The organism is Methylobacterium sp. WL69, assembly GCF_008039485.1.
Taxonomy (GTDB): domain Bacteria; phylum Pseudomonadota; class Alphaproteobacteria; order Rhizobiales; family Beijerinckiaceae; genus Methylobacterium.
The window spans coordinates 35,504-49,004 of record NZ_VRUZ01000006.1; the positions used below are offsets into that span (position 1 = coordinate 35,504).

At 71.4% G+C, this 13,501-nt stretch carries 12 protein-coding genes and 2 tRNA genes; 10 read left to right on the forward strand and 4 right to left on the reverse strand.

Annotated features, from left to right (window positions below):
* The first annotated feature begins 30 nt into the window (after positions 1 to 30).
* The 3 genes from ppx (at position 31) to FV218_RS03430 (ending at position 3,720) form a co-directional block, all read left to right on the forward strand.
* A complete protein-coding gene (gene ppx, locus FV218_RS03420) occupies positions 31 to 1,578 on the forward strand; it encodes an exopolyphosphatase (protein WP_147708707.1) in 1,548 nt (515 codons plus the stop codon).
* A 17-nt stretch (positions 1,579 to 1,595) separates the two neighbouring features.
* A complete protein-coding gene (locus FV218_RS03425) occupies positions 1,596 to 2,618 on the forward strand; it encodes a zinc-binding dehydrogenase (RefSeq protein WP_147708708.1) in 1,023 nt (340 codons plus the stop codon).
* Between the two features lie 121 nt (positions 2,619 to 2,739).
* Entirely contained in the window at positions 2,740 to 3,720 is a 981-nt protein-coding gene (locus FV218_RS03430) for a lipid A biosynthesis lauroyl acyltransferase (protein ID WP_147708709.1), read from the forward strand.
* 44 nt (positions 3,721 to 3,764) lie between these two features.
* On the opposite strand, the gene FV218_RS03435 is transcribed toward FV218_RS03430, so the two are convergent.
* The 3 genes from FV218_RS03435 to FV218_RS03445 all read right to left on the reverse strand — a co-directional run bounded on the left by FV218_RS03435 (position 3,765) and on the right by FV218_RS03445 (position 7,107).
* The gene (locus FV218_RS03435) at positions 3,765 to 5,039 is read right to left on the reverse strand and encodes an aminopeptidase (RefSeq protein ID WP_147708710.1); all 1,275 of its coding nucleotides are present in this window, start codon (positions 5,037 to 5,039) and stop codon (positions 3,765 to 3,767) included.
* Positions 5,040 to 5,101: 62 nt separating this feature from the next.
* Positions 5,102 to 5,395 carry a DUF2218 domain-containing protein gene (locus FV218_RS03440; RefSeq protein WP_056096059.1) on the reverse strand — a complete coding sequence of 98 codons (294 nt, stop codon included), beginning with the start codon at positions 5,393 to 5,395 and terminating at the stop codon, positions 5,102 to 5,104.
* 266 nt (positions 5,396 to 5,661) lie between these two features.
* Positions 5,662 to 7,107 carry an FAD-binding oxidoreductase gene (locus FV218_RS03445; protein ID WP_246684976.1) on the reverse strand — a complete coding sequence of 482 codons (1,446 nt, stop codon included), beginning with the start codon at positions 7,105 to 7,107 and terminating at the stop codon, positions 5,662 to 5,664.
* A gap of 127 nt (positions 7,108 to 7,234) precedes the next feature.
* Between FV218_RS03445 and FV218_RS03450 the strand changes: the two genes are divergently transcribed.
* The 5 genes from FV218_RS03450 to FV218_RS03470 all read left to right on the forward strand — a co-directional run bounded on the left by FV218_RS03450 (position 7,235) and on the right by FV218_RS03470 (position 10,042).
* Entirely contained in the window at positions 7,235 to 7,933 is a 699-nt protein-coding gene (locus FV218_RS03450; RefSeq protein ID WP_056096066.1) for a fumarylacetoacetate hydrolase family protein, read from the forward strand.
* A gap of 2 nt (positions 7,934 to 7,935) precedes the next feature.
* Positions 7,936 to 8,406, forward strand: a complete 471-nt coding sequence (locus tag FV218_RS03455; RefSeq protein ID WP_056096069.1) for an NUDIX domain-containing protein — start codon at positions 7,936 to 7,938, stop codon at positions 8,404 to 8,406.
* Positions 8,407 to 8,570: 164 nt separating this feature from the next.
* Positions 8,571 to 8,645 (forward strand) — tRNA-Gly (locus tag FV218_RS03460).
* Between the two features lie 101 nt (positions 8,646 to 8,746).
* Positions 8,747 to 8,821 (forward strand) — tRNA-Gly (locus FV218_RS03465).
* Between the two features lie 351 nt (positions 8,822 to 9,172).
* Positions 9,173 to 10,042, forward strand: a complete 870-nt coding sequence (locus tag FV218_RS03470; protein WP_147708754.1) for a PhnA-like protein — start codon at positions 9,173 to 9,175, stop codon at positions 10,040 to 10,042.
* Positions 10,043 to 10,152: 110 nt separating this feature from the next.
* On the opposite strand, the gene FV218_RS03475 is transcribed toward FV218_RS03470, so the two are convergent.
* The gene (locus tag FV218_RS03475; RefSeq protein WP_147708712.1) at positions 10,153 to 12,486 is read right to left on the reverse strand and encodes an NADP-dependent malic enzyme; all 2,334 of its coding nucleotides are present in this window, start codon (positions 12,484 to 12,486) and stop codon (positions 10,153 to 10,155) included.
* An 84-nt stretch (positions 12,487 to 12,570) separates the two neighbouring features.
* On the opposite strand from FV218_RS03475, the gene FV218_RS03480 reads away from it, so the two are divergent.
* Both FV218_RS03480 and FV218_RS03485 read left to right on the forward strand, forming a co-directional pair.
* Positions 12,571 to 13,197, forward strand: coding sequence for a CatB-related O-acetyltransferase (locus tag FV218_RS03480; RefSeq protein WP_147708755.1), 627 nt, complete (start codon positions 12,571 to 12,573; stop codon positions 13,195 to 13,197).
* A 47-nt stretch (positions 13,198 to 13,244) separates the two neighbouring features.
* Positions 13,245 to 13,499 carry a DUF3297 family protein gene (locus FV218_RS03485; protein ID WP_056096075.1) on the forward strand — a complete coding sequence of 85 codons (255 nt, stop codon included), beginning with the start codon at positions 13,245 to 13,247 and terminating at the stop codon, positions 13,497 to 13,499.
* The last annotated feature ends 2 nt before the right edge of the window (positions 13,500 to 13,501 follow it).

The window sequence follows — 13,501 nt, forward strand, 5'->3', positions numbered from 1 at the left end:
CCGCCGAAGGAACACGCAGAAGGAACACGCATGGGCCTCCGCCATGCCGGCCCACCCGCTGCTGAATCCGGAACCGCCGAGTCGCCCTCCCGGATCAGCCGCGCGCCCGTGGCCATCATCGACATCGGCTCGAATTCCGTGCGGCTCGTCGCCTATGACGGGCTGACCCGGGCGCCGACGCCCCTCTACAACGAGAAGGTGCTGTGCGGGCTGGGCCGCAACGTCCTCACCACGGGGCGCCTCAACGAGGAGGCGGTCCGGCGGGCCCTCATCGCCCTCGCGCGCTTCCGGGTGCTGTGCGAGACCATGCGGGTCGCCCGGGTCTTCGTGCTGGCCACCGCCGCCGCGCGCGACGCCGGGAACGGCCCCGAGTTCCTCGCGGCCGCCGAGGCCGCCTGCGGCCATCCCATCGAGTTGCTGTCGGGCCGGCGCGAGGCCGAGTTGTCGGCCCTGGGCGTCGTGTCGGGCTTCCACGCGCCGGACGGCGTGGTCGGGGATCTCGGCGGCGGTTCGCTGGAACTCGTGGACGTGCGCGGCGCCACCGTCGGCATGGGCGTGACCATGCCGCTCGGTGGCCTCGCCCTCCAGGACCTCTCGGGTAACTCACCCAAGAAGGCCATCAAGATCGTCCGCGAGCACCTGAAGAAGGCCGCGCCCCAGCTCGAGACCCTGCGCGGGCGCAGCTTCTATGCGGTCGGCGGCACCTGGCGGGCGCTGGCCCGCCTCCACCAGGCCGCGCGCGGCTATCCGCTCCACGTCATGCACGGCTACAGCGTCGAGCCCTCGGACGAGCTCAGCTTCCTCGAAGTGGTGGAGCGCACGGACGCGGCCCTGCTGCAGGATGTCGAGAGCGTCTCCGAGGCCCGCCGGCCCCTGCTGGCCTACGGCGCCGTGGTGCTGGAGGAGATCCTCAAGGTCGGGCGTCCGCGCGAACTCGCGATCTCGGCCTCCGGCGTGCGCGAAGGCCTGCTCTACGAGCAGCTCGACCGCGATGCGCGCCTGGCCGACCCCCTGCTGGCGGCGGCGGCGGAACTCAACGTCCTGCGCGCCCGCTCGCCGGGCCACGCCACCGACCTCATCGCCTGGACCGACCGCTTCATCGGGACCCTCGACGCCCCCGAGACGGCGGACGAGCGCCGCCTGCGCCACGCCGCCTGCCTGCTCTCGGATATCGGATGGCGGGCGCACCCCGATTACCGCGGCGAGCAGAGCGTCAACGTCATCACCCACGCCGCCTTCGTCGGCATCGACCATCCCGGTCGGGCCTACCTCGCGCTGGCCGTGTATTTCCGCCACGAGGGCGTCGCGCCCGAAAAGGCGAGCCCGATGCTGCGCAGTCTGGCCGGTCCCCGCCTGTTCGACCGGGCCCGGCTGCTCGGCGCCCTCCTGCGCCTCGCCTTCCCGCTCACGGCCGGCACGGAAGGCACCCTCGGCGGCCTGCCCGTCACCGCCGCGGACGGACGCGTCACCCTGACCCTGCCGGCGGACCGCGAGACCCTGGCGGGCGACCGCATCCTCAACCGCGTGCGCGGGGTCGGCCGCGTCATCGGCCTCGACGGCCGCATCGCCATCGCCTGATTCCGGATCGAGACGAGATGCAAGCCCTCCAACTCTTCGGCGACCGCGACCTGCGCGTGAGCGAGATCGAGGCCCCAGCCCCCCCCGGCCCCGGCGAGGTCCGGGTCCGCGTGCGGGCGGTCGGCCTCAACTACATCGACGTCTGGGGCTTTCGCGGCATGGCCTTCGCCAAGCGCAAGCTGCCCCTCACCGTGGGCGCCGAAGCCTCCGGCGAGATCGTCTGCGTCGGCGAGGGCGTCGAGGGCCTCGCCGAGGGCGACCGCGTGGCGCTCTACGGCGCCCAAACCTGCGGCCGGTGCAAGGCCTGTAGCGAGGGTCGCGACAACCTTTGCGAGGACGTCGCCGGGGTGATGGGGTTCCACATCGACGGCTTCGCCCGCGAGGTCGTCACCATGCCGGCCCGCCTCGTGGTCCGGGTGCCGGAGGGCGTGAGCTTCACGGACGCGGCCTGCGCGCCCATCGCCTTCGGCACCGTGCAGCACATGCTGTTCGACAATGCGAAGCTCGAACCCGGCGAGAGCATCCTGGTCCATGCCGGCGGGTCCGGCATCGGCACGGCGGCGATCAAGATGGCGAAGGCCATCGGCTGCACGGTGTTCACCACCGTGGGCGACGACGCCAAGGGCGAGAAGGCCAGGGCGCTCGGCGCCGACCACGTCATCAACTACCGCGACGAGCGCTTCGAGGGCGAGGTCCGCCGGCTGACGAAGCGCAAGGGCGTCGACGTGGTGTTCGAGCATGTCGGCCCCGACACCTGGAACGGCTCGCTCCTGTGCCTCAAGCGCGGTGGCCGCCTCGTCACCTGCGGCTCGACCTCGGGCGTGTCGACCACCATGAACCTGATGCAGCTGTTCCAGCAGCAGTACCGCATCACCGGCTCGTTCGGTTGCTCGCTCGCCAATATCCGCCAGTCCCTCGACAAGATGGCCGGGGGCCTCACCCCCGTCGTCGATACGGTCCTGCCCCTCGCCGACTTCGCGAAAGGGCTGGAGCGCCTCGAATCGCGCAAGGTGTTCGGCAAGATTCTCGTCACCCTGTGACGCCGGGTCCCGCCGGGGCCGCTCCGCCGGCGGGCGCAGACCGGGTGCACCCCCGCGAAGAAATGATCTAAGCGGGGCGGGTGGGGCGTCGTCCGGAACGCTCCCCCGCACGGAAATCGCCTTGCTCCGCCTTGCCCTGGTCCTGAAACGTCACCTGCCGCGCCTTGCCGGACTGGCGATGATCCCCCTGATCCGGACCCTGTTCTGGCTGGCGCGCCGGCTCGGGACCGACCGGGCGAGCCGGATCGGCGGGCGCGTGGTCCGGACCATCGGCCCGTTCCTGCCCGCCCACCGCACGGCCATGGCCAACCTCGCCGCCGCGTTCCCGGACCTCGATCCGGCCGCAAGGCGGGCGCTGGCGGCGCAAGCCTGGGACAATCTCGGCCGCACCGGCGCGGAATACGCCCACCTGCACACCCTGTTCGATAGCGAGGAGACCGATCCGTCGAGCCAGCGCATGCAGGTCTCGGGGGAAAGTCATTTCGCCGATCTGCGCGACGACGGGAAGCCGGGGCTGATCTTCTCGGCGCACCTCGCCAACTGGGAATTGCCGGCGATCTGCGCCGCCCGCTACGGCCTCGACGCTACGGCGATCTTCCGCCCGCCCAACGACGCCGCCTCCGCCCGCCTGGTGCAGGAGGTGCGCCGCCAGACCATGGGCGGCCTCGCGGCGGCCGGGCAGGGCGCGGTCTTCGCCATGCAGGGCGTGGTGGAGCGCGGCGGCCATCTCGGCCAGCTCATCGACCAGCATTTCACCCGGGGCGTCGTGGTCGACTTCTTCGGCCGTCCCGTCCTCGTCAACCCGCTGCTCGGCAAGCTCGCCCGGCACTACGACTGCCCGGTCCACGGGGTCCGGGTGGTGCGGCGGGAGGGCGCGCGCTTCGCCCTCGAACTGACCCCGCCCCTCGACCTGCCGCGTGACGCCAAGGGCGAGATCGACGTCCAGGGCGCCATGCAGGCCATGACCCGCGTGGTCGAAGACTGGATTCGCGAGAATCCCGGCCAGTGGCTGTGGATGCATCGGCGCTGGCGCCCGGCCATGCTGCCGAAGCCCAAGGCGCCGGCCGCGCCCGTCACCCAGACGGCGTCGCCCGTCACCTGATCCGGGGTTCGAAGGGCTCGCCCTTCGGAATCCCGGAGCGGCGCTCAGTCGATCCACTCGCCCGCGCGCATCACCGGGATCGCCCGTCCCTCCGCCGTGAGGCCGTCGACGTCGATCTCGGCCGAGCCGATCATCCAGTCGATGTGGATCAGGCTGCGGTTGGCGCCCCGCGCCACGAGGTCGGCCTCGCTGAGCGCCGCGCCGCCGTCGAGGAAGCACTTGCTGTAGGCTTGGCCGAGCGCGATGTGGCTCGCCGCGTTCTCGTCGTAGAGGGTGTTGTAGAACAGGAGCCCCGAGGCCGAGATCGCCGAGGAGGCCGGCACCAGGGCGACCTCGCCGAGCTGGCGCGCGCCCGCATCGGTCTCCAGCACCTTGGCGAGCACCGCACCGCCCGTGCGGGCCTCGGCCTCGACGATGCGTCCGCCCTCGAACCGCACCCGGATGCCGTCGATGAGGGTGCCCTGATAGGACAGGGGCTTGGTGCTCGTCACGACCCCGTCGACCCGGTCCTTGTGGGGCGTGGTGAACACCTCCTCGGTGGGGATGTTGGCGTTGCAGGTGATGCCGCTGCGCGAGACCGAGGCGCCGCCACACCATTCGTGGTCGTCGGCGAGGCCCACGGTGAGGTCGGTGCCCGGCCCGGTGAAGCGCAGGGCCGCGAAGCGGTGGGCGTTGAGGGCGCCCATGCGGGCGTGGAGCGCGGCGTTGTGCGTCTCCCAGGCGGCGATGGGGTCCGGCCCATCCACCCGCGAGGCCGCGAAGATCGCGTCCCACAGGCGGGCGACGGCCGCGTCCTCGGGGAGGTCCGGGAACACCGTGCGGGCCCACGGCGTGGTGGCGGCCGAGACGATGGTCCAGTTGGTGGAGAAATTGGCGATGAGTTCGAGGGCCGGCACGTAGGCCTGCGACCGGGCGCGGTTGGCCCGCGACACCCGCGCCGTGTCCTGGCCGGCCAGGAGCGACGGGTCGTCGCCAGCCACCGCCAGGCGCGCGGCGCCGTTGCGGTAGGCCTCCGCCATGCCGGAATAGAGCCAGCCCGCGGCCGTGTCGAAGGCCTCTTCCGGGGCGTGGGCGAAGCGCGCCAGGGTAGCGGCATCGTCGGAGTAGAACGTGGTGACGAGGGACGCGCCGGCCCTGTAGGCCTGCTCGGTGATCGCCCGCACGAGGGCGACGGTCTCCAGGGGCGCCGTGATCACGAGCTCCTGGCCCGGCCGCAAGCCGAGGCCGACCTTGACGGCCACTTCCGCGAGGCGCTCCAGGCGCACCGCATGCGTCGTCTGAGCCGCGCCCGCCCCACCGGCCTGACCGTGCGTATCCATCCCTTGGCCTCCCTCGATCCGATCCTGAACGTCAGCCCAAGATCAGGTCCCGAGACGTCAGGTCAAGCGGCGCGCGACCAGGTGATCTCGCCGAGGTTCTCGCGGAAGGCGAAGCGCAGGAGGTGATCGGAGACCACGTTCTCGAGGCGCGTCAGGGCCGCCGGATCGGGGGTCGCCACCCGCATCAGCAGGGCATCGGCCTCGGCCTCGAAGGTGCAGACCCGGTCCTCGCCGAACGGCACGCGGCCGGCGGCGTCGGTGGCCTCGACGGGGAACTTGTGGCTCCAGTGCCGGCAGAGCTGCTTCAGGTAGCGGCTCGCCTCGGCGGTGGGGACTCTCGCCTGAGAGGTCGGCATCGTCGGGTCTCCTTCGGTGCCCCTCACGGGGCGGGGTCGTGTCGCGGCGCGGTCGAATACGTCGGACGATTGAACGCCGGAGCGGTTAAGGCCGGGTAACCTGCCGCACCGCAACGTCTGCGAAACCGCCGTGTCTTCACATCCTTGGCGCCATTGGCGTCCAATTCATGGCGCGCCGCGAAAAACAGTCTGACGGGAATTGGTGCGACGCACAATAACAATCCCACGAGAGCCTTTCCGGTTCCGGCAAAAGATCGCCCGCGGCTTCAGGCCGGGGGCAGGGCGGGCGGCCCGCCGCCTTCGGGGGCGACGACCTTGCCGGGGTTCAGGGTCCCGTGCGGATCGAGGGCCGCCTTGACCCGACGCATGAGGTCGAGGGCGACGGGGTCGGCGTAGTGAGCGAGTTCGTCGCGCTTGATCAGGCCGACACCGTGCTCGGCGGCGATGGACCCGCCGAGACTTTCCACCACGTCGTGGACGATGCGGTTGAAGCGGCTCCACTGGCCGAGGAACGCCGCCCGGTTCATGTCCACGGGCTGGCTCAGGTTGAAGTGGATGTTGCCGTCCCCGAAATGGCCGAAGGCGCAGACGCGCAGGCCCGGCATCGCCGCTTCGCAGGCCCGCGTCGCCGTTGCGAGGAACTCCGGGAGGGCCGAGAGCGGCACCGAGACGTCGTGCTTGATCGAGCCGCCCTCGCGCCGCTGCACCTCCGACAGGTTTTCGCGCAAGGTCCACAGGGCCTGGTTCCGGGCCTCGCTGGCGCCCAGCGTCGCGTCCTCGACGAGGCCGGCTTCCATGGCTTCGGCGAGGGCCGCCTCCAGGGCCTCGGTGGCCGGGGCGTCGGGCCGCGTCGAGGAGAACTCGACGAGGGCGTAGGTGCCGTGCCGGCCCGCGAGCGGCGGCGTCGCACCCGGCGTGTGGCGCAGGACAATCTCCAGGCCGAAGGGCGGGATCACTTCGAAGGCGGTGAGATCGCGTCCGGCCCGGGCGCGGAGCCGGGCGAACAGGGCGAGGGCGGCGGCCGGGTCGGCGAGGCCGACGAAGCCGACGCCCCGGCTCAGGGGCCTGGGAAACAGCTTCAGGACGGCGGCGGTGATGATGCCGAGGGTGCCTTCCGAGCCGACGAAGAGCTGCTTGAGGTCGTAGCCGGCATTGTCCTTGCGCAGGCCTTTCAGCCCGTTCCAGACCCGGCCGTCGGCCAGCACCACTTCGAGGCCGAGGACGAGGTCGCGGGCGTTGCCGTAGGCCAGCACCGCCGTGCCGCCGGCATTGGTCGCGAGGTTGCCGCCGATGCGGCACGAGCCCTCCGAGGCGAGCGACAGGGGAAACAGCATTCCGGCCCCGTCCGCCGCCGCCTGGACGTCCGCCAGGGTGACGCCGGCCTCGACGGTGATGGTCGCGTTGGTCGGATCGACGGCGCGCACCCGGGCGAGGCGGGCGAGCGACAGGACGATTCCGCCCTGGGGCACGCCGCCGCCGACGAGGCCGGTGTTGCCGCCCTGCGCCACCACCGGCACCCGCGCGGCGGCGCATTGCGCCACGACGAAGGCGGCCTCGGCCGTGTCGGCCGGACGCACCACGGCGAGGGCCCGGCCGCGGTGGAGCCCGCGGGTCTCGATGAGATAGGGCTCCAGATCCTCGGGCGCCGTCAGCACGTGGGCCGCTCCGAGGCGGTCGGTCAGCGCGGCGAGGAGGGCGGGGGAGGGGGGCACGCGAACATCCCGGACAGGCCGCCCACCGCCGCCGGGATGGCGCGGCCGGGCGCTCCCCCTATGATAGGTAGCGCGCGGCCGCTGTGCAGGGCCGGCCGCCGCATCCGAGACCCGGGAGACTCCAACGATGCTGTCCGTGATCCCCAACCCGCCGCGCATCGCCCTGCCCATCGTCGGCAGCGCGGACCTGTTTCCCGTCCGGCGCGTCTACTGCGTCGGGCGCAACTACGCGGCCCATGCCCGCGAGATGGGCAAGGACCCCGAGCGCGAGCCGCCATTCTTCTTCATGAAGCCCGCCGACGCCCTCCAGGTCGTGCCCGGCGTGGAGGCCGTCGATCATCCCTATCCGCCGCGCACGGAAAACTATCATTTCGAGGTGGAGATGGTGGCGGCCCTGTCCGTCGGCGGCGCCGACATCGCGGTCAGTTCCGCCCTCGACCACGTCTACGGCTACGCGGTCGGCCTCGACATGACCCGGCGCGACGTCCAGGACGAGGCCAAGCGCCTCGCCCGGCCGTGGGATCTCGCCAAGGCGGCCGACGCCTCCGCCCCCATCGGTCCGCTCCACCCCGCTTCGGCCATCGGCCACCCGGACCGGGGCGCCATCACCCTCAGCCTCGACGGCACCGAGCGCCAGCGCGGCGATCTCTCGGAGATGCTGTGGTCGCTGCCCGAGCAGATCGCCTACCTGTCGGCCTACTTCACGCTGCATCCCGGCGATCTCATCTTCACCGGCACGCCGTCCGGCGTCGGCGCAGTGACGCGCGGCCAGACGATGCGCGCGGCCGTCGACGGCCTCGGCGCCATCGACCTGCGGGTCGTCTGAGGATGCTCCTGGACCGACCGCTCCTGCGGCGGCTGTTCCACCTCGGGGCCCTGGCCACGCGCGGCATGACCCTGGGCGTGCGCGGCGCGGCCATCGACGGGCGGGGCCGGGTCTGCCTCGTGCGCCACACCTACGTCGCCGGCTGGCACCTGCCCGGCGGCGGCATCGAGACGGGGGAGAGCGCCGTTTCGGCGATGATCCGCGAGTTCCACGAGGAGGCCGGGATCGTCGTCGATCCTGCCGTGGCCCTGCGCCTGCACGGGTTCTACCACAATGCGGCGGCGGCCGGCCGTGACCACGTCGCCCTCTACGTGGCGCCCGCCTTTACCGTGCCGGTCCCCAAGGGGCCCGACCGGGAGATCGCCGAATGCGGGTTCTTTCCCCTCGACGCCCTGCCGGAGGCGACGACGCGGGCCACCCGGGCGCGCCTGCGCGAGATCCGCGAGGGCGCGCCGCCGTCCGCGCAATGGTAGGACCGACGGCAGGGATACCGGGCCGGGATTCCGCATCGGGATTCTTGTCCGAGGCGCCGGCTACGGGAATCGGCCGCTCGGCCCTTGCAACGCCCCGCGGAATGGTGTTTAGAGACGCCGTCCGGGGCCGCCGGCGGGTCTTTCCACCAGCGGCGCGGTTGTGAGCGGGTGTAGCTCAGGGGTAGAGCACAACCTTGCCAAGGTTGGGGTCGAGGGTTCGAATCCCTTCGCCCGCTCCAATTCATCCGAGACGACACGATGTCATGGCCCGCCCAGGCCGTTCGACGTCGTGACTACGACGAATCCCGATCGCTGGCGCCATGCCGGCATCGCGGTGTGAGCGGGTGTAGCTCAGGGGTAGAGCACAACCTTGCCAAGGTTGGGGTCGAGGGTTCGAATCCCTTCGCCCGCTCCAAATTTCCAGCTTTCTCCAGCGTTCATGACGGTCCCTCGGGGCCGTTTTTACGTTTTGGGCCGAGCCGGCCGCGAGGGGCCGGCCCGCCGCCCGGAAAGCCGAGCCCGGACAAGAACGGCGAAAGGCCGCGAACATTTCGCGGAACCGCACGTTGGGACCGGCGATGTCGTGAGTTGGCGTGCAAGCGGGCAGGGTGTGCCCGATCGTGCGCCATCCGGTTCGTCGCCTTCATCCCTCGGTCACCGCGCCGCGTCCCCGCGACCGGCGCGCGTCGTCCCGATCCCCGATCCCCAGGAGTTCCCCTTGGCCGTCACACCCACACGCACGCCAGTCGCATCGACGGCCGCCACCATCGAGCCGCGCAGCACGCTTCTGCTGAACCAGGTCTCCTGGGGGGCCATCTTCGCCGGCGCCGTCATCGCCCTGGTGGCGCAGATGATCCTCAACATGGTCGGCCTCGGCATCGGTCTCTCGACCCTGAACCCCACCGGCAACGACACCCCCACCGCCGCCAGCCTGTCCACGGGCGCGGGCCTGTGGTGGGTCGTCTCGGGCATCGTCGCCTCGCTCATCGGCGGCTTCCTCGCCGGACGCCTCTCGGGCAAGCCGTCGGCCGGCACCAGCGGCTATCACGGCCTCGTGTCCTGGGCCGTGACCACCCTCGTCATCGTCTACCTGCTCACCTCGGCGGCCGGCGGTCTCATCGGCGGTGCGTTCGGCGGCATCTCCAGCGTCATCGGCGGCGCCGGTTCGGCCCTCGGCGGGGCCGCCCAGACGGCGGCTCAGACGGCCGCGCCCTCGCTCACCAAGCTGACCAACCCCCTCGACGGCATCGAGAACAAGGTCCGCCAGACCTCGGGCGGTCAGGACCCGGCCGCCCTGCGCGATACCGCCGCCCAGGCCGTGCGCGCCTACCTTTCGGGTGACGCCGCCCAGCAGGCCCAGGCCGAGGCCCGCGCCACGGACGCCCTCGCCAAGGCGCAGGGCATCTCGCCCGACGAGGCCAAGGCCCAGGTCCAGGATTACCGCAAGCAGTACGAGCAGGCCGCGGCCGAGGCGAAGCAGAAGGCCCTCGCCGCCGCCGAGGCGACCCGCAGCGCCGCGGCGCAGGGCGCGCTCTATGGCGCCCTCGCCCTGGTCCTCGGCGCCCTCGCCGCGCTCCTCGGCGGCCGCTTCGGCACCGTCGATCCGGCCCTGGCCTACGGCACCCGCCGCGACTGACCGGACCGTCCCGCCGGTCCACGGCCGGCGGGATCGTCCCGAACGAAAGAAGGCCCCCGGATCGCTCCGGGGGCCTTTTTCGCGGTTGGTCCAAGTCTTGAACGATCCGGCTATCCGGCCGTCGGGGCCGCACCCGGCTCGGCCAGGGCCGTGATCGCCGTCACATCGCCGGCTTGGGCCTCGACCACGGCGGCGGCGGTGATGTTGACGATGCCCCGCGCCGTCACCGAGGGCGACAGGATGTGGGCGGGCTTGGCCGGACCGATGAGGAGCGGCCCCACCGGCAGGGCGTCGGCGAGGACCTTGGCGAACTGGAAGGCGATGTTGGCCGCATCCAGGTTCGGCAGGATCAGCACGTTGGCCGCGCCCTTGAGATACGAGTTCGGCATCACCCGGTCGCGGATGAGGTCCGACAGCGCGGTGTCCGCCTGCATCTCGCCATCGACCTGCAGTTCCGGCGCGCGCGCCCGGATGAGGCCGAGGGCCGAGCGCATCTTGAGGGACGAGCGCGAATCCGACTGTCCGAAATCCGAATGGCTGAGGAGCGCGATCTTCGGGGTGAGGCCGAAGCGGCGGACGTGCTCGGCGCAGGCCACCGCGACGTCGGCGATCTCTTCCGCCGTCGGATCGGGCCGCACGTGGGTGTCGGCGAGGAAGTAGGCGCCCTTCTTCGTGACGATGAGGCTCATGGCGGCGAAATCGAGGATGCCCGGCGCTAGGCCGATCACGTCGCGGATCACCCGCAAGCGCGTCTCGAACCGGCCCTCCAGGCCGCAGATCAGGGCGTCCGCCTCGCCCCGGCGCACGGCGATGGCGCCGATCACCGTGGTGTTGGTCCGCACCAGGGTGCGGGCGGCGTCCGGGGTGATGCCCCGCCGGCCGGCGACCTCGAGGTAGGTGGCGACGTAGTCGCGGTAGCGCGGATCGTCCTCGGGATCGATGAGGTCGAAATGCTCGCCCTGGCGCAGGGTCAGGCCGAAGCGCTTGATCCGGGTCTCGATGACCCGCGGGCGTCCGACGAGGATGGGCCGCGCCACCCCGTCCTCCGTCAGGGCCTGGGCGGCGCGCAGGACGCGCTCGTCCTCGCCCTCGGAGTAGATGACCCGCTTGGGGTTCTCCTTGGCCTTGGTGAAGATCGGCTTCATGATGAAGCCCGAGCGGTGGACGAAGCGGTCGAGGCTGTCGGCGTAAACCTGGAGGTTCTCCAGGGGCCGGCCGGCGACGCCCGAATCCATGGCGGCCTGGGCGACCGCCGGGGCGATGCGCAGGATCAGGCGCGGGTCGAACGGGCTCGGGATCAGGGAGCGCGGGCCGAACGGCCGGGCCTCGCCGCCATAGGCGCGGGCGACCACGTCGGACGGCGTCTCGCGGGCCAGCGCCGCGATGGCCTTCACGGCGGCCTGCTTCATCTCCTCGTTGATCGAGGTGGCACCGACATCGAGCGCGCCCCGGAAGATGTAGGGGAAGCACAGGACGTTGTTGACCTGGTTGGGGAAGTCCGAACGCCCGGTGCAGATCATCGCGTCGGGGCGCTTCTCCTGCGCCAGATCGGGCATGATCTCGGGGTAGGGGTTGGCGAGCGCCATGATCAGCGGGTTCGGCGCCATCTTCTCGAGGTATTCGGGCTTGAGGACGCCGCCGGCCGAGAGGCCGATGAACACGTCCGCGCCCGGGATCACCTCGGCGAGGGTCCGGGCCTCGGTCTCCTTCGCGTAGATGTCCTTCCACCGGTCCATCAGTTCGGGGCGGCCCTTGTAGACCACGCCCTTGATGTCGGTGACGGTGATGTTCTCCACCTTCGCCCCGAGGGAGACGAGGAGGTTGAGACAGGCCAGCGCCGCGGCGCCGGCGCCCGAGGTGACGATGCGAACGTCGCCGAGGCGCTTGCTGGCGAGTTCGAGGGCGTTGAGGACGGCGGCCGCCACGATGATCGCGGTGCCGTGCTGATCGTCGTGGAAGACCGGGATGTTCATCCGGGCCCGGCAGCGCTCCTCGACCTCGAAGCACTCGGGCGCCTTGATGTCCTCGAGGTTGATGCCGCCGAAGGTCGGCTCCAGGGCGCAGACCACGTCGACGAGCTTGTCGACGTCGTTCTGGGCGACCTCGATGTCGAACACGTCGATGCCGGCGAACTTCTTGAACAGGACCGCCTTGCCCTCCATCACGGGCTTCGAGGCGAGGGGACCGATGTTGCCGAGGCCGAGCACCGCCGTGCCGTTGGTGAGGACGGCGACGAGGTTCTGGCGGATGGTGAGGGTGGCGGCCTCCTGCGGATCGGCCGCGATGGCCTCGCAGGCGGCGGCGACGCCGGGGGAGTAGGCCAGCGCCAGGTCGCGCTGGTTGCCCAGGGGCTTGGTCGCCTGGATCTCGAGCTTTCCGGGACGCGGCAGACGGTGGTAGACGAGCGCCCCGGACTTGAGATCGTCGGACATGTTGTCGCCCATGGGCCTCACTCCCTGGATATCGCGCCGCGCGCGCCTTGGAGCACCGTTCCGGTCGGGTCCGGGGTGCGTCGATTGAAGACCCTGTTGCACCGCCTGCGGAGTGGGCGCAACCCGAACAACGAGACCCGGATTCACCTCTCGAACCTCGCCGCGCGCTACGGTTTCTCCATCGGCGCCTACTCTTACGGGCGCCCGAAGGTGCGGTTTCCCGAATCCGGCCGGCGGCTGACGATCGGCCGGTTTTGTTCCATCGCCGACAAGGTCGAGATCCTCCTCGGCGGCGGCCACCGCCTCGACTGGGTCTCGACCTACCCGTTCGCCGCCATGGCGGGGCTGTGGCCGGGCCTCGACGCGTCGGCGGAGTACCATGCCTCGCGCGGCGACGTCGTGATCGGGTCGGACGTCTGGCTCGGCTCGGGCTGCCTCGTCCTGTCGGGCGTCACCATCGGGCACGGTGCCGTGGTGGCGGCCCACGCCGTGGTGAGCCGGGACGTGCCGCCCTACGCCGTGGTCGCCGGCAACCCCGCCCGGGTGGTGCGCCACCGCTTCGACCCCGACACCGTCGCGGCGCTGGTCGAGACCGCGTGGTGGGACCTGCCGCACGCGGCGGTGGCGGGCCTCGTGCCGCTGCTCCAGAGCGGGCGCACGGACGAGCTGATCGCGGCGGTCAGAACCCTCAACGGGACGCTGAACGTTGCGGGCGGCGCCTGAATCCCTTACCCGCTTGGGCTCGAAACCGATCGCCAAGGCCGCCGACGATGTCCGACACGCCCCCCGACCGCCTCGCCGTGAACCCCAACAGCCCGTTCTACGACGAGAAGACCCTCGAGCGCGGCATCGGCATCCGCTTCAAGGGCGTCGAGAAGACCAACGTCGAGGAATATTGCGTCAGCGAGGGCTGGGTCCGCCTCTCGGCCGGAAAAACCCTCGACCGGGCCGGCAACCCGATGACGGTGAAGCTGAAGGGCCCCGTCGAGCCGTATTTTCGCGACGACGTTCCGGCCGAGGGCTGAGG

Bases quoted from the DNA above. Each gene is read 5' to 3' on its own strand.
- ppx (WP_147708707.1), top strand. From the start codon at position 31: ATGGGCCTCCGCCATGCCGGCCCACCCGCTGCTGAATCCGGAACCGCC.
- FV218_RS03485 (WP_056096075.1), top strand. From the start codon at position 13,245: ATGTCCGACACGCCCCCCGACCGCCTCGCCGTGAACCCCAACAGCCCG.
- FV218_RS03435 (WP_147708710.1), bottom strand. From the start codon at position 5,039: ATGGATACGCACGGTCAGGCCGGTGGGGCGGGCGCGGCTCAGACGACG.
- FV218_RS03455 (WP_056096069.1), top strand. From the start codon at position 7,936: ATGCTCCTGGACCGACCGCTCCTGCGGCGGCTGTTCCACCTCGGGGCC.
- FV218_RS03425 (WP_147708708.1), top strand. From the start codon at position 1,596: ATGCAAGCCCTCCAACTCTTCGGCGACCGCGACCTGCGCGTGAGCGAG.
- FV218_RS03475 (WP_147708712.1), bottom strand. From the start codon at position 12,486: ATGGGCGACAACATGTCCGACGATCTCAAGTCCGGGGCGCTCGTCTAC.
- FV218_RS03440 (WP_056096059.1), bottom strand. From the start codon at position 5,395: ATGCCGACCTCTCAGGCGAGAGTCCCCACCGCCGAGGCGAGCCGCTAC.
- FV218_RS03450 (WP_056096066.1), top strand. From the start codon at position 7,235: ATGCTGTCCGTGATCCCCAACCCGCCGCGCATCGCCCTGCCCATCGTC.